Source organism: Micromonospora sp. II (genome assembly GCF_001709195.1).
In the GTDB taxonomy this organism is placed as follows: Bacteria; Actinomycetota; Actinomycetes; order Mycobacteriales; family Micromonosporaceae; genus Micromonospora; species Micromonospora chalcea.
Window position 1 is genome coordinate 1 of record NZ_LYXF01000021.1, and the last position, 17,598, is coordinate 17,598.

At 73.3% G+C, this 17,598-nt stretch carries 20 protein-coding genes; 2 read left to right on the top strand and 18 right to left on the bottom strand.

The features are described 5' to 3' along the window. Together A8711_RS11395 and A8711_RS11400 are read right to left on the bottom strand one after the other, a co-directional pair. Nucleotides 1-806 (bottom strand): PepSY domain-containing protein (locus A8711_RS11395; protein ID WP_141707659.1); only part of this gene is annotated, 806 nt, incomplete at its 3' end. 254 nt (nucleotides 807-1,060) lie between these two features. Further along, nucleotides 1,061-1,828, bottom strand: a complete 768-nt coding sequence (locus A8711_RS11400) for a trans-aconitate 2-methyltransferase (protein ID WP_069088209.1) — start codon at nucleotides 1,826-1,828, stop codon at nucleotides 1,061-1,063. Nucleotides 1,829-1,870: 42 nt separating this feature from the next. Between A8711_RS11400 and A8711_RS11405 the strand changes: the two genes are divergently transcribed. Beyond that, nucleotides 1,871-2,518 carry a class I SAM-dependent methyltransferase gene (locus A8711_RS11405; RefSeq protein ID WP_199744103.1) on the top strand — a complete coding sequence of 216 codons (648 nt, stop codon included), beginning with the start codon at nucleotides 1,871-1,873 and terminating at the stop codon, nucleotides 2,516-2,518. Nucleotides 2,519-2,533: 15 nt separating this feature from the next. Here the strand turns inward: A8711_RS11405 and A8711_RS11410 are convergent, their stop codons facing one another. From A8711_RS11410 to trxA, 11 genes are all read right to left on the bottom strand, one after another. Next, nucleotides 2,534-3,055: an AAA family ATPase gene (locus A8711_RS11410; RefSeq protein WP_069088181.1), complete on the bottom strand. Its 522-nt coding sequence runs from the start codon at nucleotides 3,053-3,055 to the stop codon at nucleotides 2,534-2,536. Nucleotides 3,056-3,070: 15 nt separating this feature from the next. After that, nucleotides 3,071-4,162 (bottom strand): winged helix DNA-binding domain-containing protein, encoded by a 1,092-nt coding sequence (locus A8711_RS11415; protein ID WP_069088210.1) that lies wholly within the window; start codon nucleotides 4,160-4,162, stop codon nucleotides 3,071-3,073. Between the two features lie 121 nt (nucleotides 4,163-4,283). Continuing rightward, nucleotides 4,284-5,963: a long-chain-fatty-acid--CoA ligase gene (locus A8711_RS11420; RefSeq protein WP_069088182.1), complete on the bottom strand. Its 1,680-nt coding sequence runs from the start codon at nucleotides 5,961-5,963 to the stop codon at nucleotides 4,284-4,286. Nucleotides 5,964-6,063: 100 nt separating this feature from the next. After that, nucleotides 6,064-6,243, bottom strand: a complete 180-nt coding sequence (locus A8711_RS11425; RefSeq protein WP_043324665.1) for a hypothetical protein — start codon at nucleotides 6,241-6,243, stop codon at nucleotides 6,064-6,066. Between the two features lie 72 nt (nucleotides 6,244-6,315). Then, the gene (locus A8711_RS11430; RefSeq protein ID WP_069088183.1) at nucleotides 6,316-7,026 is read right to left on the bottom strand and encodes a spermidine synthase; all 711 of its coding nucleotides are present in this window, start codon (nucleotides 7,024-7,026) and stop codon (nucleotides 6,316-6,318) included. 81 nt (nucleotides 7,027-7,107) lie between these two features. Continuing rightward, complete coding sequence (locus A8711_RS11435; protein WP_043324663.1) at nucleotides 7,108-7,716, bottom strand: bifunctional 2-polyprenyl-6-hydroxyphenol methylase/3-demethylubiquinol 3-O-methyltransferase UbiG; 609 nt, start codon at nucleotides 7,714-7,716, stop codon at nucleotides 7,108-7,110. After that, nucleotides 7,655-8,551, bottom strand: coding sequence for a sulfite exporter TauE/SafE family protein (locus A8711_RS11440; protein WP_043324662.1), 897 nt, complete (start codon nucleotides 8,549-8,551; stop codon nucleotides 7,655-7,657). Before A8711_RS11440 ends, A8711_RS11435 begins: the two co-directional genes overlap by 62 nt. Then, a complete protein-coding gene (locus A8711_RS11445) occupies nucleotides 8,548-9,132 on the bottom strand; it encodes a rhodanese-like domain-containing protein (RefSeq protein WP_043324661.1) in 585 nt (194 codons plus the stop codon). The genes A8711_RS11440 and A8711_RS11445 overlap by 4 nt, the downstream gene beginning before the upstream one ends. 85 nt (nucleotides 9,133-9,217) lie before the next feature. Then, entirely contained in the window at nucleotides 9,218-10,615 is a 1,398-nt protein-coding gene (locus tag A8711_RS11450) for an MBL fold metallo-hydrolase (RefSeq protein ID WP_043324660.1), read from the bottom strand. A 162-nt stretch (nucleotides 10,616-10,777) separates the two neighbouring features. Further along, the gene (locus A8711_RS11455) at nucleotides 10,778-11,047 is read right to left on the bottom strand and encodes a metal-sensitive transcriptional regulator (RefSeq protein WP_013285930.1); all 270 of its coding nucleotides are present in this window, start codon (nucleotides 11,045-11,047) and stop codon (nucleotides 10,778-10,780) included. A gap of 55 nt (nucleotides 11,048-11,102) precedes the next feature. Next, on the bottom strand, nucleotides 11,103-11,456 hold the full coding sequence (gene trxA / locus A8711_RS11460; protein ID WP_069088184.1) for a thioredoxin: 354 nt from the start codon (nucleotides 11,454-11,456) through the stop codon (nucleotides 11,103-11,105). A gap of 201 nt (nucleotides 11,457-11,657) precedes the next feature. Here trxA and eccB point away from each other — a divergent pair, with 201 nt between their 5' ends. Next, entirely contained in the window at nucleotides 11,658-13,040 is a 1,383-nt protein-coding gene (eccB, locus tag A8711_RS11465; RefSeq protein WP_069088185.1) for a type VII secretion protein EccB, read from the top strand. Nucleotides 13,041-13,062: 22 nt separating this feature from the next. Here eccB and A8711_RS11470 read toward each other — a convergent pair whose 3' ends face one another. The 5 genes from A8711_RS11470 to A8711_RS11490 are packed head-to-tail and all read right to left on the bottom strand — an operon-like array spanning nucleotide 13,063 to nucleotide 17,542. Then, on the bottom strand, nucleotides 13,063-13,668 hold the full coding sequence (locus A8711_RS11470) for a bifunctional 2-polyprenyl-6-hydroxyphenol methylase/3-demethylubiquinol 3-O-methyltransferase UbiG (protein ID WP_043324656.1): 606 nt from the start codon (nucleotides 13,666-13,668) through the stop codon (nucleotides 13,063-13,065). A 32-nt stretch (nucleotides 13,669-13,700) separates the two neighbouring features. After that, entirely contained in the window at nucleotides 13,701-14,306 is a 606-nt protein-coding gene (locus A8711_RS11475; protein ID WP_069088186.1) for a phosphoesterase PA-phosphatase, read from the bottom strand. A 22-nt stretch (nucleotides 14,307-14,328) separates the two neighbouring features. After that, the gene (locus tag A8711_RS11480) at nucleotides 14,329-15,195 is read right to left on the bottom strand and encodes a carbohydrate ABC transporter permease (RefSeq protein ID WP_043330209.1); all 867 of its coding nucleotides are present in this window, start codon (nucleotides 15,193-15,195) and stop codon (nucleotides 14,329-14,331) included. After that, nucleotides 15,195-16,154: a carbohydrate ABC transporter permease gene (locus tag A8711_RS11485; RefSeq protein ID WP_069088187.1), complete on the bottom strand. Its 960-nt coding sequence runs from the start codon at nucleotides 16,152-16,154 to the stop codon at nucleotides 15,195-15,197. The genes A8711_RS11480 and A8711_RS11485 overlap by 1 nt, the downstream gene beginning before the upstream one ends. Beyond that, entirely contained in the window at nucleotides 16,151-17,542 is a 1,392-nt protein-coding gene (locus A8711_RS11490) for an ABC transporter substrate-binding protein (RefSeq protein ID WP_043324652.1), read from the bottom strand. The genes A8711_RS11485 and A8711_RS11490 overlap by 4 nt, the downstream gene beginning before the upstream one ends. Nucleotides 17,543-17,598 lie beyond the last annotated feature (56 nt).

Sequence of the window (17,598 nt, forward strand, 5' to 3'; positions counted from 1 at the left end):
GTGGTGGAGAGTTCCGGAGTGCCGGCGCGCAGGGTGTCCAGGCCGGTGCTGAAGTTCGCGCCGGCGTACCGGGACCAGGTCAAGCCGGTGGCGGAGAGGAACAGCAGGCCGACCGCGAGCCAGACACCGGTGGTGGCGTGCCAGCCCCGGGTACGGCGAACTCCCTTGCGGGCGGTCAGGTCCGGTACGAGCAGGTGTGTCGTCCGGGCGCGGGTGGCGCTGCGGCGGCGCCACCACAGGACTACCCCGCCGAGAACGAGAACCCACAACCAGCTGGCGGCGATCTCGGAGTAGTGCCGGCCGACCTCGCCGAGGTGCAGGTTGCGGTGCAGGTCGTCGAGCCAGGTGGTGGCCGGGGTGGAGCCGAACCAGGTGGTGAGCCGCCCGGTCACCTCGCCGGTGTACGGGTCGACGTAGACGGTGTGCTGCTTGTCGCCGAGTTCCTCGAGCGAGAACACCACCTGGGTGGTCCGGTCGCCGGTGCCGGGCGCCACGGCGGCGATGGTGCCGTCGGGGTGCGCCGCCCGCGCGGCGGTGACCTGTTGGGCGAGGGTCTTCGGCTGGTCACCGACGGTGGCCACGGTCAGCCGGTCGCCGTAGAGGGCCTGGTCCAGCTGGGGGGTGATGGTGTACGCCAGGCCGGTCAGGGCGGCGACCAGCAGGAACGGGGCAACCAGGATGCCGGCGTAGAAATGGAGCCGGGTCAGCAGCGCGGCGAACGGCGTGGGCTGGCGGCCCGGCCGAGCGGCCGGCGCGGCGGTGGAGGTGTCCGGCGCGGGATCGCCGGACAGTTCGGTGACGGACATCGACTACTCCGATCGAAAATATCGGCTTTTTGTTCGGGGTGGCTCGTGCCCGTCGAGCCGTGGGCTGCCCGGCTGCCGTGTCCCGATCGAGTAGTCGGTCAGGTGTGTCAGGAAGTTCCCTCGTCCGCGTAGATCTTCGGGTTGTCGTCCGGCGCGGTGCCAGGACGCCTCCGCGTGCCGACGGCGGCGAAGGGGCGCCGTGGCGGGCCGACTCGCGCCAGGGTGCCGTCAAGGGATCACCCGGTGCCGGTTGATCAGGGCTGCGACGTCCGCCGCGCCAGGTGGACCGTGATGTCGGCGGTGACCTCGACCGCGCCGGGCAGCACCTCGCGTACGCGGTGGAACACCTGCTCACGTACGGGTGGCGGCAGTTCGAGATAGGCCGAGACGGTCGACAGGAGACCGACGAAGTCGTCGGCGCTCATCGGGATCCGCCGCTCGATCACCTCCTGCCGCACGTCGGTGAACCACTCGGAGGCGCGCAGCTCCGTGCCGGGCCACTGCATGCCGGCCTCCGGCGGCGTCCCGTCCGGCGACGGGATCTCGTCGTCGGCGAGGAACGCGGCTCGGGCCGCGGCCACCGCGTCGCGCAGGGCCGGGTCGGCGATCCGCAGCGGCCCGCCGAACGACGCGAACACCCCACCGGACGCGAGCAGCCCAGCGACCCGCTCCCACCGCCGGTGCGGGTCGGTCCAGTGCAGCGCCGCCGCCGCGTACACCAGGTCGTGGTGCTCGCCGGTGCGCAACTGCTCGAACGCGGCCTGCCGGACCCGCACCCCGGCCGGGACGTGCCGGCGCAGTTCGGCGAGCATCGCGGAATCCGGGTCGGTGGCGGTGACCGCGATGCCGCGCCGCGCGAACAGCCGGGTGGCCTTGCCGGTCCCGGCGCCGATCTCCAGGGCGCTCCGGACCGGCCGGTCCGCGTACGCCAGCACCAGGTCGGCAAGCTCCTCGGGATAGCCGGGCCGGAACCGCTCGTACGCCTGCGCCGCCGCTCCGAAGCTCAACGCGCGACCCGGCATGCCGGCCATCCTCCCACGATCGGTCCTTCGTTCGCGGCTATCGTGCGCGGCGTGAGCGAACCCGGCTGGCTGGACGACACCCGCACCTCCTACGACACGGTGGCGTCCAGCTATGCCGACCTGCTGCGCGACGCCCTGGCGAACGAGCCGTTCCAGCGCGGCATCCTCGCGCTCTTCGCCGAGCTGGTCCGGTCGCGGGGGAGCGGGCCGGTCGCGGACGTCGGCTGCGGACCGGGCCGGATCACCCGGCATCTCCATGATCTGGGCTTGAGCGCGTTCGGCATCGACCTGTCACCGGCGATGATCGACCTGGCGCGGCGCGACCACCCGGACCTCCGTTTCGAGGTGGGTTCGATGACCCGTCTCGACCTCACCGACGAGTGCCTGACCGGGTTGCTCGCCTGGTTCTCCCTCATCCACGTCCCGGACGGTGAGATGCCCGCCGTCTTCGCCGGATTCCACCGCGTGCTGCGGCCCGGCGGCGTCGTGCTGCTCGGATTCCACGCTGGTGACGGCAGCCGGCTCAAGACACAGGGGTACGGCGGGCACCCGATGCGGGTCCACGTGCACCGCCGTCCACCGAAGCGGATCGCGGCCTGGCTGACCGACGCCGGCTTCACCGTCGAGGCCGAGATGACGCATCACCCCGCCCCGGACGTCGAAGGCGGCTTCGTCTTCGCCCACCGGTGAGATCAGGCCCTCGCCCTACGCTTCCGGATCCCCGGTCACGTGCGCGGCGACGGCGTCGGCCACGTGCTCGGGCGGGGGAGAGGCGTCGATCAGGTGGGCGTCGGTCACCGACGCGAACGTGTCCAGCGCCCGGGCGACGTGGTCGTGCCGCCAGCCGCGCGCGCCGGCCTCGACCTGGTCGGCGTCGACCCGGGCCCGCAACCGGTCCTCGGGGAGCGTGAGCACGACCTCGCGGACGTCGACGCCCGCGGCGCGGATGCCGCCGAGGATCTCCGCGCGGTACGCCGGGACGAGCAGGCTCATCGGCACGATCCAGATGCCCGGGTGGTGCCGGTCCAGGCCGGTGACCGTCTGCACGACGAGGTGACGCCACAGGGGCAGGTCCTGGAAGTCGCCGGTCGGCGGGGTGACGAACGCGGTGAGCATCGAGCCGAGGAACTCCGGGTCGAACAGCCGCGCGTCCGAAAGCGACTCCGTGAGCAGCCGCGCGGTGGTCGTCTTGCCGACACCGAACGCGCCGTTGATCCAGACGATCACGCGATCATGATGCCATCACGCGGCGAAGTCGACACCCGCGAGCGGCACGCCCCGGTACGCGGCGAGGCGCTCGGCCTCCGCGACCACCGCGTCGAGGGTGCTGCCGGGGAGCTTTCGCCACGGCTGGACCGCGACGTTGAACGACCGGCCGGACTTGCGGGGCCGCCACGTGCCGGCCAGCTCCCCGTCGGCCAGCACGGCGCCAGGGCGGCCCAGCACCGGCCACAACTCCTTGGCGCGGGCCGCGTCCGGCACGAGCGTCGCCCGGTCCTTCGCCTGAAGGAACAGGTCGAACGGGCCGAGCAGGCGGGTCGTGCTCACCTCGGCCGACGTCAGCGCCGCCTCGTCGGCGGCGAGCAGCCAGCGCGTCTCACCGTCGACGCTCACCTCGACCGCGTCGCCCGGCCAGCGGGCCTTGACCTCCTTGACCGGGGCGTCGAGGTAGTCGGCGACATGCTTCGGGGTGGCCGGGCCGAGCAGCCGCAGGTAGGCGCGGATGAGCTCGAACCGGTCGCCGGGCGCGGCAGCCGGACGGAACCCGCGGATGCGTTCCAGGACCGGCGGCGACGTGTCGAGCCGCAGCTCCAGCCCGGCGCGTACGGCGGCGAGCCGGAACGGCATCTCGTAGAGGTGGATCGCGTCGCACGGCCGGCAGTGCCGCAGGTAGGGCTCGGGCATCACCTCGGCGAGCCGCCCGGAGACCTCGCCCTTGACCGTCGGCGTGCGGACGATCTCCCGCATCCGGGCGGCCACCTCGTCGAGCGCGGCGACGATGCCGATGCCGGCGGCCTTCAACGGTTTTGTCGCGTCGTAGATGCGCTTGCCCGCGTCGGCGTCGGAGAACGGCTCGACCGCCGTGGCCACCGCGCCCACGTCGGCGCGGCGGTAGAGGTGCGGGGCGCCGCGTACGGTCCAGAGCATGACCAGGTCGTCACCGGTCAGCGAGGTCACGTCGACCCCGCGCGTCGCCAGCGCCCAGCGGCCGCCGTCGGGGCCGGTATCCTGCACTCCGATGTCGAGCACGGCGGTGTCGGCGAGCGAGCCCTGCGCCCGGTCGAGCTGCTGGGCGCGCACGCGGAAGGCCAGCACCTGACGTCTGTCGACCATCGCCACAGCGTAGGCGCCGGCACCGACACGTCCGGCCGTCGGTGGAACGCTGTGGGTGTCTCCGGCCCCGTTTGAGACCCATGGCGTTCCACTCGCCGTCCGCGGGCCGTGGGGGACTGCGTCAGCGGGCGGCGAGCAGCCGTTCGCGGACCTCGCGGCGCAGGATCTTGCCGATCTGGGAGTACGGCAGCTCGTCGACGATCACGACCCGGCGCGGCACCTTGTAGCCGGCCAGGTGGGTGCGGCACGAGGTCCGGATCGCCTCCGGCGTGGCGGCCACCGCCGGGTCGACCACCACCGCGGCGACGACCTCCTCGCCGTCGTCGGTGGGCATTCCCACGGCGGCGGCCTCGCGGACGCCGGGGACGCGGCGCAACGCCTCCTCCACCTCGGACGGGTAGACGTTGAAGCCGCCGGTGATGATTAGCTCCTTGATCCGGTCGACCACCGTGACGAAGCCGTCGGCGTCCATGGTGACGATGTCGCCGGTGCGCATCCAGCCGCCGGGCAGCAGCACCTTCGCCGTCTCCTCCGGCCGGTGCCAGTAGCCGGAGAACACCTGCGGGCCGCGGACCAGCAGCTCACCGGCCTCGCCCGGGGCGCGGTCGCGGCTCGGGTCCTCCGGGTCGACGATACGCACGTCGGTGGAGGGAAACGGCACGCCGACGGTGCCGGGCCGGCGGGTCGGCGCGACCGGGTTGCCGACGGTGATCGGGGACGTCTCGGTCATCCCGTACCCCTCGACCAGCAGGCCGCCGGTCACCTGCTCCCACAGCTCCACGGTGGCCGGTGGCAGCGACATCGCGCCGGAGATCGCGTACCGGATGGAGGTGAGGTCGACGGCGCGTTCGCGGGCGGCGGTGGCGAGCTTCGCGTAGACCGGCGGCACCGCGGGCAGGAACGTCGGCGGGCGGCGGCGGACCGCGTCGAGCACCTGGTCGGCGTCGAAGCGGGGGAACAGCACCAGGGTGGCCCCGATGCTGACGGCGAAGGTGAGGCAGAGCGTCAGCCCGTAGGCGTGGAACAGCGGCAGCACCGCGTACACGGTCTCCTCGCCGTCGCGCAGGCCGGGCACCCAGGCCCGGCCCTGCGCGGCGTTGGCGCGCAGGTTGCGGTGGGTCAGCACCGCGCCCTTGGGCTCGCCGGTGGTGCCGCCGGTGTACTGGAGCAACGCCACGTCGCCGGCCTCCGGCGCGGGATGCCCGGCGGGCAGCGGCCCGGCGGCGGCAACCAGGTCCGACCAGGCCAGGGCGCCGGGCGCGGGGGCGGTCATCGCGGCGCGGGCGGCGCGGACCTTCGGCAACGGCGCCCGCAGCGCCCACCGCTTGAGCCGCGGCAGCGCCGCGGTCAGGTCGACAGCCACCACGGTACGCACGGCGCCGCGTCCCGCCACCAGCGGCGCGACCTTGTCCCACACGATCGCGACGCCTGCGCCGTGGTCGGTGAGCTGCCGGTCCAGCTCGTCGGCGGTGTAGAGCGGGTTGTGCTCGACCACGACCGCGCCGAGCCGCAGTACGGCGTAGAAGGCGACCACGTGCTGCGGGCAGTTCGGCAGCACCAGCGCCACCCGGTCGCCCGGGCCGACGCCGAGGCGGCGTAGCGCCTCGGCGGCGCGGGACACCTGGTCGGCCAGTTCGGTGAACGTGGTGGTGGCGCCGTAGAAGTCGAGCGCGACCCGGGGCCCGAACCGCCCGGCCGCCTCGGTGAGCAGGTCGACGAGCGAGCCGTCCGGCTCGGCGATCTCGGCCGGTACGCCCGGCGCGTAGCTACGGGTCCAGGGTCGCTGGGCGGTCGCGTCCATCGCCGTTACTCCTCGTCGCGCGGATGACGACCCCAGCCTAACGTGACCGGGCGGTAACCTACGCTAACGTAGGTTGCCGGGTAGGTCACACCTGCGCAGGTCAGTGCCGGCGTGTCGAATGCTGGTGCACCACCCGCCGGCCCTTCACGATGCCGACGATGATCACCGCGGCGAGCGCGATCACGCCGATGATGACGAGCCAGCGGACCGCCTCCAGCAGCAGCCCGAGCAGGATGATCACACCGGCGACCACGCCGACCACCCAGAGCAACGCACGCATGTCCCAGCCTCCCGTCGTACGGTCGGCCGCCCGCTTTCCCGCTGGCCCTGCGGCCATGCGTGGCCCGGTGGGTCAGTGCCGGGCCACGTACACGGTGTTCGCCGCCTCCCGGCCCTGCAACGGGTTCGGGAACCGGACGACGTGCGCCACCGAGGTCGGGAACACACCGGTGAGAGTGCGCTGGAACTCCGGGTCCGGCGGGTCGTTCGACCAGAGCGCGAAGACCCCGTCCGGGTGCAGCAGCGCGGCCAGCCGGCGCAGCCCGTCGACCGTGTAGAACGCGGCATGGCTCGGGTGCAGCACCTGACGGGGGGAGTGGTCCACGTCCAGCAGCACCGCGTGGAAGCGGCGGCCCGGCTCGTCCGGGTCGAAACCGCCGTCGGCGACCGCGGCGAAGAAATCCGCCCGGACGAACCGGGTACGCGGATCGGTGGCCAGCCCGGCGGTGAACGGCAGCAGGTCCCGGCGGTGCCAGTCGATCACGTCCTCGATCGCCTCGACCACGAGCAGCGAACGCACCCGGGGATCCTCCAGCGCGGTCCGTGCCGTGTAGCCGAGGCCGAGCCCGCCGACCACCACGTCCAGCTCCGTGCCGGTCAGCGCGGCCAGTCCGAGCCGGGCCAGCTCGATCTCCGCCACCGGGAAGGCGCTGGACATGAGGTACTCGTCATCGAGCTTCACCTCGTACACCTCGGCGCCCAGCGCCGGGTCGCGTCGCCGCCGCAGGCTGATCTCGCCGATCGGCGTCTCCCGCCAGGCCAGTTCCTCGAAGCGCGCGCCCACCCGGTGTCCTCTCCGCCGATCCGTCCCCGGATGCTACCGGCCGGTGCCGGCCCGGCCCGGCGAAACCACGGCGCGTGGCGCTCAGTCGGCGGGGCGGGTGGCCACCACGACCGTGTCCAGCGCGTCCACGGCGCCGCCGTCGCTCGTCGGGACCGGCCGGCGGGTGGTCTCGGCGCGCTGGACCCGCAGCCCGGCCAGCCCGTCGACCACCGCCTCGGGCGTGAGCAGCACGGCGGGGTCCTGCGGGCCGCCGGTGCCACCGGTGAGGTTGGCCAGGTCGTGCCCGACCACCACGAGCGTGCCGCCGGGGCGCAGCGCGGACTTCGCCGCGGCGAGCACGCCGGCGAACTCGGCGGCGGGCAGGTGCAGGTAGCTGATCAGCACCAGGTCGTAACTGTTCGGCACCGGCCGGTACGCGGTCACGTCCGCTACCCGCCAGTCGACTGTCACGCCCCGCGCGGCGGCCATCTGCCGCCCCCGCTCGACGGCCACGGTGGAGAAGTCCACCGCGTTGACCCGCCAGCCCTGACCGGCCAGCCAGACCGCGTTGCGTCCCTCGCCGGCCGCGATGTCCAGCGCCGACCCAGGAGTCAGCCCGGCGACCGACTCGACCACGAAACGGTTGGGCTCAGCGCTCCACACCAGCCCGGGCGTGTCGGCGTACCGGCTGTCCCAGGTGCTGCTGTCCACTGTGTCCCCTTCCTCGGCGGGCCCACACCGCCATGGTGACCGTACCGGCCGCGGCAAGCGCTCCCACGGTGAGTCCCCAGATCAGCGGCAGCTGCTGGGCGAGCACGAACACGCCCATCACCACGACGAACCAGCCGAAGCCGCGACGCAGCACGTCGGCCGGGATCCGCCCGGCGAGCCGGCCACCGAGCAGGCTGCCGACGACCGCGGCGGCGGTGACCGCGCCGGCCAGCCCCCAGTGGATCTGCACGCTGGACAGGTAGCCGGCCAGGCCGGCGAACGACTTCAGCGCGATGACGACCAGCGAGGTGCCGACCGCCACCGGCATCGGCAGGCCGCCCAGCAGGGCCAGAGCCGGTACGACCAGGAAGCCGCCGCCCGCGCCGACCAGGCCGGTGACCAGCCCGACGACCACGCCGTCCCCGACCACCCGCAGCATCGGCAGCTCGTGCGGCTTCGACCGGCCCTCGGTGGACCGGCGGCCCCGGAGCATCGCGACCGCGGTGGCCAGCATCATCAGCGCGAACCCGGTGAGCAGGACGCTCGCCGGCACGAACTCGGCCAGCCGGCCGCCCGCGTACGCGCCGGTCATGCCGGCCACGCCGAAGATGAGCCCGGTGCGCCAGCGGACCCGGTTCGCGCGGGCGTGCGGCAGCACGCCCACCGCGCTGGTCACGCCGACGACGAGCAGCGAGGTGGCGATGGCCTCCTTCGCGGGCAGGTCGGCGACGTAGACCAGCAGCGGCACGGCGAGGATCGAACCGCCGCCGCCGAGCAGACCCAGCGTCACGCCGATCAGCACCGCGCCGGCCAGCGTCAGCGCGAGGGTGGTCACCTGCGGCTCCCGTCGCGCAGCTGCCCCACGATCGTGTCCAGGTCGCAGCTGGCGCCCCGGTTGTACGGCAGCTTGCTCAGCAGCATGCCCATGGCGCAGGTGTTTGTGAGCGCGGCGAACGTGAGGCCCGCGCCGATGAACGCGGCGACCCACTTCAGGCCCGGCACGAACACCGACGCGACGATCGCGGCGAGCACGATCGAGCCGGCGACGAGACGTACCTGGCGCTCCAGGTCCCAGCGGGCCCGGCCCTGGTTGACCGGCGCGTTCGTGGCCTGCCAGGCCAGCATGCCGCCGTCGAGCACCTTGACGTTGGGCAGGCCGACGGTGCCGAGCGCCTGACCGGCCTGGCCGGCCCGGACGCCGGAGCGGCAGATCAGCACCACGTCCTCGTCCAGGTGGCTGCGCAGCTCCGCGCGGTGCTCCCGGAGCAGGTCCAGCGGCACGTTGTACGCGCCGGGGATGTGCGCCGCCTCGAACTCACCGGGCGTGCGCACGTCGAGCATCCGGGGCGTACGGCCGGCGGCGATCAGTTCGCGCAGCGTCGCCGCGTCGATGGTGGTGGGGGTGGTCGTGGTCATGCTCTGTCTCCTTCAGCGGGTGTTTTCGGGCAGGGTCGAACGCCGGCCGGCGCAGGGGCACGCCGGCCGGGCGCTCGGGGAGAGGTCAGGCGCTGGGCGCCATGCGTACGCCGGCCGCCTCGGCCCGGCCGTACGAGTCGTCGATCAGCACCACGTCGCGGCCGGCGTTGGCGAGCAGGGACGCGGCGGCGGTGGCCCGGTAGCCGGAGCCGCAGTGCACCCAGACCGTCCCGGCGGGGATGTCGGCGAGCCGCTTCGGCACGTCCGGCAGCGGCACGTGCACCGCGCCGTCGATGTGCCCGGCCTTCCACTCGCCTGTCATCCGCACGTCGAGGACGACCTGCGGCTCGGGCAGCCCGGCCGGCGTCTTCCCGGCCTGCGCGGCGGCCAGCGCGTCGAAGTCGGCCACGGCCATCTCGCGCAGCTGCGACGGGTCGCCGGTCCACTGCTCGGGCTCGCCGGTGGCCTGGGCGGCCGGGCGGTCGATGCCGATGCGGACCAGCTCCCGCTGGGCGTCGGCGACCTGCTCCGGGGTCTGCGCCAGGAACGTGATCGGCACGCCCCAGTCGATCAGCCAGCCGAGCCATGTCGACATCGGCCCGTCCAGGCCGAGGCTGACCGTGCCGGCCAGGTGCGAGGCCGCGTACGCCTTGCGGTGGCGCAGGTCGACCACCCACTCGCCGGCGGCGATGCGGCGGCGCAGCTCGTCGGCGTCGGCGCGGGCCACCGGCGTGAGGTCCACCGGGGCGGGACCGGCGGCGTTCGCGACGCCCATGTGGGCGTAGTACGCCGGGTAGGCGTCCAGCCCGGCCAGCGTCTCGGTGACGAACTGGTCGGCGGCCAGCCGCAGCACCGGGTTGGCCTGCTTCTCCCGGCCGATCGTCGACTCGGGGGCGTCGGCCTGGCTGGCCGAGCAGAAGCTGCCGAAGCCGTGCGTGGGCCACACCTGCGCGCCGTCGGGCAGCAGGTCGGCCAGCTTGCGCGCGGAGGCGTGCTGGTGGTGCGCCAGCTCGTGCGCGTACTGCTGGCCCAGCAGGTCGGTGCGGCCGGTGGTGCCGAACAGCAGCGAGCCGCCGGTGAACACGCCGGCCGGCGTCCAGTCGCCGTCGCGCTCGTCGAGCACGTACGACAGGTGGTGGAACGTGTGGCCCGGGGTGCCGAGCACCCGCAGCCGCATGGTGTCCGAGACCGGCACGGTGTCGCCGTCGGAGACCGGCGTGCGGTCGAACTCGACGGTGTCGGCGGCGGCCACGAGGTACTGCGCGCCGGTGATCCGGGCCAGCTCCAGGCCGCCGGAGACGTAGTCGTTGTGGATGTGCGTCTCCACCACGTGGGTGATCCGTACGCCCTTGGCGCCGGCCAGGTAGAGGATGCGGTCGATGTCGCGCTGCGGGTCGACCACGATCGCCACCCGGCCGTCGGAGGCCAGGTAGCTGCGGTCGCCGAGCGAGGAGGTCGCGATGACGGACACGTCGAGAGTCATGTCGTTTCCTCTCATTGCCTATATACCCCGGGGGGTATGTGTGGGACAGTCTGCGGCCCGGGTTCTCCGGGCAGTGGTTTACCCACCCGCGCCGTGGTCACACGGCGCGGGCGGGGCTCAGCCGGTCGGGCGGGCGGGACTCGGTCGGTCGGTCGGGCGCCGTCAGGCCAGGGACAGGAAGAGCTTCTCCAGCTCCTCCTCGGTCATCTCCGGCTCCTCGCCGGCCTGGCGGGCGGCGTCGCAGTAGCGCATGCCGGAAGCGATGATCTTGAAGCCGGCCCGGTCGATGGCCTTGGAGACCGCGGCGAGCTGGGTCAGCGCGGCGCGGCAGTCCTCGCCGTTCTCCATCATCTCGATGACGGCGTTGAGCTGCCCCCGGGCACGCTTCAGCCGGGTCAGCGCCTCGCCGGTCATCTCGGGTCGAAGATTCACGTCCCACCTCCTGCGTTCTAACATACCCCAGGGGGTACCACTGTCGCCACCCCGATCAGACGCCGGCCTGGGCCCGGACCTCGTTCATGTCGAGGTCACGCACGGCCCGGATCAACTCCTCCAGCCCCGCCGTCGGCAGAGCGCCCGGCTGGGCGAACACCAGCATGCCGTCCCGGAACGCCATGAGCGTCGGGATCGACCGGATCTGGGCGGCCGCCGCGAGGGTGGGCTCCGCCTCGGTGTCGACCTTGCCGAAGGCGATGTCCGGGTGCTGCTCGCTGGCCTTCTCGTAGACCGGCGCGAACGCCCGGCAGGGACCGCACCAGGCGGCCCAGAAGTCGACCAGGACGATGCCGTCCCGGTTGACGGTCTCCGCGAAGTCGGTGGTGGTCAACGCCACGCTGGCCATCGGTACCTCCGTTGATTCGGGTTCTGCATGTGTAACACACCCCCGGGGGTATCCATTCCGGGTGGGGTGGTCCTGGCCGCCTTGATCGACTCCAGCTCGGGGAGGTGGTGGGGTCCGGGCCGGTGAGGGACACGCAGGGTCGCCGGGGCATCGACGGAGCGCTTATCCTGTGCGCCGACCATCCCGGCGGGAAGGGACACGATGGCGTCGCGGCAGGACCAGCTGCACTCGTACCAGTTCACCGTCCAGCGGGCGGTCGCCGCGCTCGTCATGCGGGAGACGGACCCGCCGCAGTCCCCGTTCCGCCGGCTGGCCGGCGCCGGTCTGGCCAGCGTCCTGGTCGCCGCGATCGCGCTCGGCGGCGTCGCCCTCTACGGCCTGTTCACCGGCGGCGGTGACTCGTGGCGCGAGACCGGCGCGGTGATCGTGGAGAAGGAGTCGGGCGCACGGTTCGTCTACCGCGACGAGAAGCTGCACCCGGTGTTGAACTACGCCTCCGCGCTGCTGATCATCGGGGCGGAGCAGCCGAAGACGGTGCTGGTCGGCCGCCGCGCCATCGAGGGGGTGCCGCGCGGTCTGCCGCTGGGCATCGCCGACGCGCCGGACTCGCTGCCCGCGCCGAACCGGCTCGTCCGCGACGCGTGGACGCTCTGCTCCACGGATGAGGGCGAGACCGGGCGCGGCGCGGCCCGGTCGGTGCTGCTGATCGGGCGGCAGGCCACCGGCGGCCGGGCGCTCGGCGACCAGGGGCTGCTGGCACGGCACCCGGACGGCGGCCTGCACCTGCTCTGGCACGACCGGCGCTACCTGCTGCGCGACACCGACCGGGTGCTCGCCGCGCTGGCCGCCACGCGGGAACGGGCGGTGCCGGTCGCGGCGGCGCTGCTCAACACGCTGCCGGCCGGTGCCGACCTGGTCCCGCCACCGGTCGGTGACCTCGGTGAGCCGTCCGAGCGGGTCACCGGCGCGAGCGTGGGTGACGTGTACCTGGTGCGCAACTCCGGTGGCGGGCGGCAGTACGCGGTGGCGCAGCGCGGCGGGCTGGCCGGCATCACCGAGTTGCAGGCGGCGCTGCTGCTGGCCCGCACCGGCCAGGGGGAGCCCGAACCGATCACGCTCGGCCGGTTCGCCGCGCTGCCGAAGCTGCCCGGTCTGGTGCCCGGCGGGCCGACCGCGCCGCCCGCCGTACCGCCCCGGCTGGCCGCCGCCGAGAGCGGTGCGATCTGCGCGCGGGCCGGGGACGACGCCGGCGTACGCGAGATCCGCGTCGGCGTCACCGCGCCGGACCTCGCCGCCGCCACGCGGACGCCCAGCGGCCGGGCCGGGCTCGCCGACGAGGTGGTGGTGGAGCCGGGACGTGGCGCGCTGGTGGAGGCGGTGTCCGCGCCGGGCGCGACCGGCGGCACGGTCTGCGTGGTCACCGACCTGGGGCGGCGGTACGCGCTGACCGGCGCGGACGTGCCGGGCATGCTCGGCTACGCCGGGGTGCGTCCGGCGCGGCTGCCGGCGGGCCTGGTGGACCTCCTGCCGGCGGGCAGCCCGCTCGACCCGGAGGCCGCCCGCACCGTCGCCGCACCCGCCTGAGCCCTGGTCGGCAGGAGAAGGGTCAGTCGGCGGGGCGGCGCAGCACGCTCACCGCGAAGTCGGCGTCGTCGCGCCAGGGGCGCAGGTCCCAGGTGGCGAAACGGTGCTCGGGGCGCAGCCCGGCGGCCACCGCGTCGGCGTCCAGGTCGCCGACCGGGTAGCCGCGGTCGGTGGCGAAACCGACCACCACCAGGCCGTCCGGGCGCACGTGGGCGGCGACGCGGGCCAGCACGTCGCGTTCGGTGCCGGGGGCGACGAAGACCATCACGTTGCCGGCGAGCACGGCGGCGTCGAACGGCTCGGCCTCACCCTGCGCGGCCAGGTCCAGCTCGGCCAGGTCGGCGACCAGGAAGCGGGGGCCGGGGTGGTCGGCGCGGGCCGCCTCGACGAGTGTCGGGTCGGCGTCCACGCCCACGGCGTCGTGCCCGCGTGCGGCGAGCGCGGCGGCGACCCGGCCGGTGCCGCAGCCGGCGTCCAGCACGCGCGCGCCCGGCGGTACGAGCGCGTCCAGCAGCCGCGCCTCACCGGACAGGTCGGCGCCCTCGGCGGCGAGCTGGCGGAAGCGGTCCACGTACCACTGCGAGTGGCCGGGCTTCGTGTCGGTCACCCAGCGGGTCGGCTTGCCCATGAGGCCACCGTAGCTGATCTTGTGGCGGCGGGTCAGGCGAGCGCCAGGAACGTGCCGGCGGCCAGCGGTCCGCCGAGCGCGACGCCGGCCAGCACCTGCGGCCAGGTGTGGTCGACCAGCCGTACCCGGGACCAGCCGACCGCCGCGACGAGCGCCCAGCCGAGGTTCGCCGCCGGCCCGGCCAGCGGCACCAGCACGGCGACGGTGGCGGCGGCGACCGCCGCGTGGATGCTCAGCTTCCACCAGTGGTTCACCAGCGCGCACGCCGCGCCGACCACGAAGACCACCACGATCACGGCGAACAGTTCGGCGGGCGCGCGGACCGCCGCCAGCAGCAGCAACCCGGCCGCGACCGAGGCCAGCCCGATCGACAGCGGCCGGGCCCGCTGGGTGCGGTCGCCGACGTGCCGGTCGGTGAGCCGCCCCCGGCGTACGCCGTGGACGAGCACGCCGATCGGGATGACGGCGCAGAACGTGAGCGCGATGCCGCCCCAGAGCAGGAACTGGCCCGCCGAGCGGCTGACCCGGGCGGCGGCGATCAGCGGCAGCGCGGTGACCAGGACGGTCGGGGCGAGCGCCTCGGTGAGCAGCCGGGCCAGTCGGGTGCCGGCCGGTCGGTCCTCCCGTGATGCTCGCACCCGATCATCCTGGCACGGACGCTCAGCCCTTCTCGGCCCCGCTGGTGAGTCCCTCGGTGAGCATTCGCTCCCCGGCGAAGAACAGCACCACGATCGGCAGCGTGAGGATGACCGAGCCGGCCATCAGCACGGTCTTGGGCACCTCCACGCCGTCGGCGAGCAGCGACAGCCCCAGCGACACGGTCCACCGGTCGGGCCGGTCGACCAGGAACAGCAGCGCGAACAGGTACTCGTTCCAGGCGATCATGAAGTCGTACAGCGCGACGGCCATCACCGACGGCGCGGCGAGCGGCAGGCTGACCCGGCGGATGATGCCGAGCCGGCCGGCGCCGTCGATCGCCGCCGACTCCTCGAGGCTGACCGGGATGGTCTCGAAGTAGTTCTTCAGCATGTAGACCGACACCGGCAGGGTCTGCGAGATGTAGACGAGCACCAGGCCGGTCAGCGACCCGCGCAGCCCGGCCCGGGTGAAGACCACGAACAGCGGGATCGCGATGACTATCGACGGGAACAGGTAGACCGCCAGGAACAGCGCGCTGACCTGGCGTCGGCCGAAGAACCGCAGGCGGGACACCGCGTACGCGCCGGGAATGGCGATCACCAGGGTGAGCGCGGTGGCGGCGAGCGCCACCAGGCCGCTGTTGCGGATGAACGTGAGGAAGCCCTGGCCGCCGTCGGAGACGGACTTCAGCACCTCCGCGTACGTGGCGACGGTCAGCTCGCCGAACGGCACCCACAGCGAGCCGGGGTCGAGCAGCAGGCGTTCGATCGGGCGTACCGACAGCACCAGCATGTACCAGAACGGCAGCAGCGTGACCACCAGGAACCCGGCGATCACCAGCCGGCGCAGCCAGCGCAGGCTGACCGTCTCGATCCGGTCCCGGTCCATCACGCCTCCCGTCGCGCGCCGAAGAAGCGCAGGTAGATCGCCACGAACACGAGCAGCACCACGGCGAGCACGACGGCCTGGGCGGCGGCCGCGCCGATGTCGGTACGGGCGGTGAGGAACTGGTAGACGCGGACGCTCACCACCTCGGTGCCGGCCGAGCCGCCGGTGAGCAGGTAGACGTCGTCGAACTTGTTGAACGTCATGATGAACCGCAGCACGCCGATCAGCGCGATCACCGGCATGAGCTGCGGCAGCAGGATGTGCCGGAACCGCTGCGTGGGTGTGGCGCCGTCGACCCGGGCGGCCTCCTCCAGCTCACCGGGCACCGCCTGGAGCCGCGCGAGCAGGAACAGGAACGCGAACGGGAAGTAGCGCCACGCCTCGAACGCGATCACCGTCCACAGCGCGGTGGACTCCTGCGACAGGAACGGCACCGGCTGATCCCAGCCGAGGAAGCGCTTGCCCCAGTCGTTGACGATGCCGAGCTGCGGGTCCAGCATCACCTGCCAGACGAACGTCATGGCGACCACCGGCGCCACGTACGGCAGCAGCATCGACGCGCGGACCAGCGTGCGGCCCCGGAACGGCCCGCGTACGGCCAGCGCCGCCACCAGGCCCACCACTATCGAGCCGGCGGTGCCGCCGACGCTGTAGAGCACTGTGGTCCAGAGCGTGTCGGCGAACCCGGGGGTGTGCAGCACCCGGTCGATGTTGTCCAGTGTCAGCTCGCCGAACAGGCCGGTCTTGCGCAGCGTCGCCAGGCGTACCCGCTGGAAGGCCAGCACCACCGTCCAGACGATGGGTATGCCGATCACCGCGAGCACGACGAGCAGGGTCGGGGCGACCAGCGCGAGCCCGGCGCGGGACTCGCGGCGGCGCAGCGTCAGCGGGCGCCGGCCGGGTCGGCGGGGTCGCTCCGGGGTGGGGGAGCGGCCGGCCTCCGGCGCGGTGGTGGTCAATTGACGCCCTTGGCTATCGCCTCGACGTCCTTGCGGGCGCGTTCGGCGGCGGCGCGGGCGTCGGACTTGCCGCCGACGACGTCGGCGAGCGCCTTGGGCACTGGTAGTTCACCCAGGATGGCGCCGACGAGCTTGCCCTGGTTCTCGGTCAGGCCCCAGCGCTGGAAGGTGTCGGGGCTGCGCCGCAGGGTGGCGAGCACGTCCTCGCCGTAGACCTCGGACAGTGGCTTCTTGGTGTCCACGCCGGCCGGGCTGGTGTTCCAGGCGGTGCGGAACTTCTGCTTGTCCTCCGGCGTGCCGGTGCGCACCGGGAAGCGCCCCTCGGGGGACATGCCGAACCAGCGCGGGTAGCCGTCGGAGAGCATGTACTCCACGAACGACTTCGCCGGGTCGGCCGCGCCGTCGAGCACCGACCAGGAGCTGACCTCGCCGTACTGGGCGGGCTCGGTGCCGTTCGGGCCCTTGATCGCGGTGACGAACCCGCTGTTCTTGGCCAGCCACGCCGGGTCGGACTGGCACTGCGGGCAGGTGGGACGGGCGTCGGCGCGCAGCCCGGCCAGCTCGTCGAGGATGAACGGCGACCAGATCAGCATGGCCGCCTTGCCGGCGAAGTAGGTGGCTCGGGTGGTGTCGACGTCCTGGGCGCCCTTGACCGAGTTGTTGCGCATCAGGTCGCCGTAGAAGCGGAACGCCTCGACGCACTCGGGGGAGTCGAGAACGACCTTGCCGGAGTCGTCGGTGAGCCGGCAGTTGTTCGCCAGCGCCAGGTGCTCGAACGTCTGCTGGGTGAACACGTCACCGGGGGCGGTCGCCGCGGTGATGCCGGCGACGCCGCCGGTGTTCAGCTTCGCCGCGGCGGCGGCGATCCTCTCGTACGTGTCGGGCGCCGGCAGGCCGGCGGCGTCGAACAGGTCCTTGCGGTAGACGAGCAGCTGGCCCCACCCGTCGCTCGGTACGGCGAGCTGCGTGCCGCCGTCGCTGGTGAGTTCCAGCGCGCGCGGGGTGAACGTGTCCCGGCCGAGCCGCTCGACGACGGCGCCGTTGGCGTCGGCGTCCACCAGCTCGTTCGCGGACAGCGTGCGCACCCCGGCGAGCGAGACCGAGCCGACCACGTCGGGCAGGTCACCGGCGGCGGCGCTGGAGGCGATCAGGGACGGGAACTGGTCCTCGTTGACGGTGACGAGGTTGACCTTGACGCCGGTCCTGGCGGTGTAGTCGGCGATGATCGCCTTGGTGGCGGCGACCCGGTCCGCCACGTCTTCCAGGCTCCAGACGGTGATCCGGGAACTGTCGGATTTCTGCCCGTCGTCGCTGCATGCGGCCACGCCGGTCCCGGCCAGTGCCAGGATCAGGCTGATTGCGAGCCGCCGTGTGGAGGGTGATGACATCGGTGGCACTCCTCTCGAAAGAGTACGGCCTGCCGCTAATACCCATCGATTCGTCA

Coding starts and splice junctions, on each gene's coding strand:
- A8711_RS11470 (WP_043324656.1), bottom strand. CDS start 13,668: ATGGGCAAGCCGACCCGCTGGGTGACCGACACGAAGCCCGGCCACTCG.
- A8711_RS11490 (WP_043324652.1), bottom strand. CDS start 17,542: ATGTCATCACCCTCCACACGGCGGCTCGCAATCAGCCTGATCCTGGCA.
- eccB (WP_069088185.1), top strand. CDS start 11,658: ATGGCGTCGCGGCAGGACCAGCTGCACTCGTACCAGTTCACCGTCCAG.
- trxA (WP_069088184.1), bottom strand. CDS start 11,456: ATGGCCAGCGTGGCGTTGACCACCACCGACTTCGCGGAGACCGTCAAC.
- A8711_RS11400 (WP_069088209.1), bottom strand. CDS start 1,828: ATGCCGGGTCGCGCGTTGAGCTTCGGAGCGGCGGCGCAGGCGTACGAG.
- A8711_RS11445 (WP_043324661.1), bottom strand. CDS start 9,132: ATGACCACGACCACCCCCACCACCATCGACGCGGCGACGCTGCGCGAA.
- A8711_RS11425 (WP_043324665.1), bottom strand. CDS start 6,243: ATGCGTGCGTTGCTCTGGGTGGTCGGCGTGGTCGCCGGTGTGATCATC.
- A8711_RS11480 (WP_043330209.1), bottom strand. CDS start 15,195: ATGGACCGGGACCGGATCGAGACGGTCAGCCTGCGCTGGCTGCGCCGG.
- A8711_RS11420 (WP_069088182.1), bottom strand. CDS start 5,963: ATGGACGCGACCGCCCAGCGACCCTGGACCCGTAGCTACGCGCCGGGC.
- A8711_RS11415 (WP_069088210.1), bottom strand. CDS start 4,162: ATGGTCGACAGACGTCAGGTGCTGGCCTTCCGCGTGCGCGCCCAGCAG.
- A8711_RS11450 (WP_043324660.1), bottom strand. CDS start 10,615: ATGACTCTCGACGTGTCCGTCATCGCGACCTCCTCGCTCGGCGACCGC.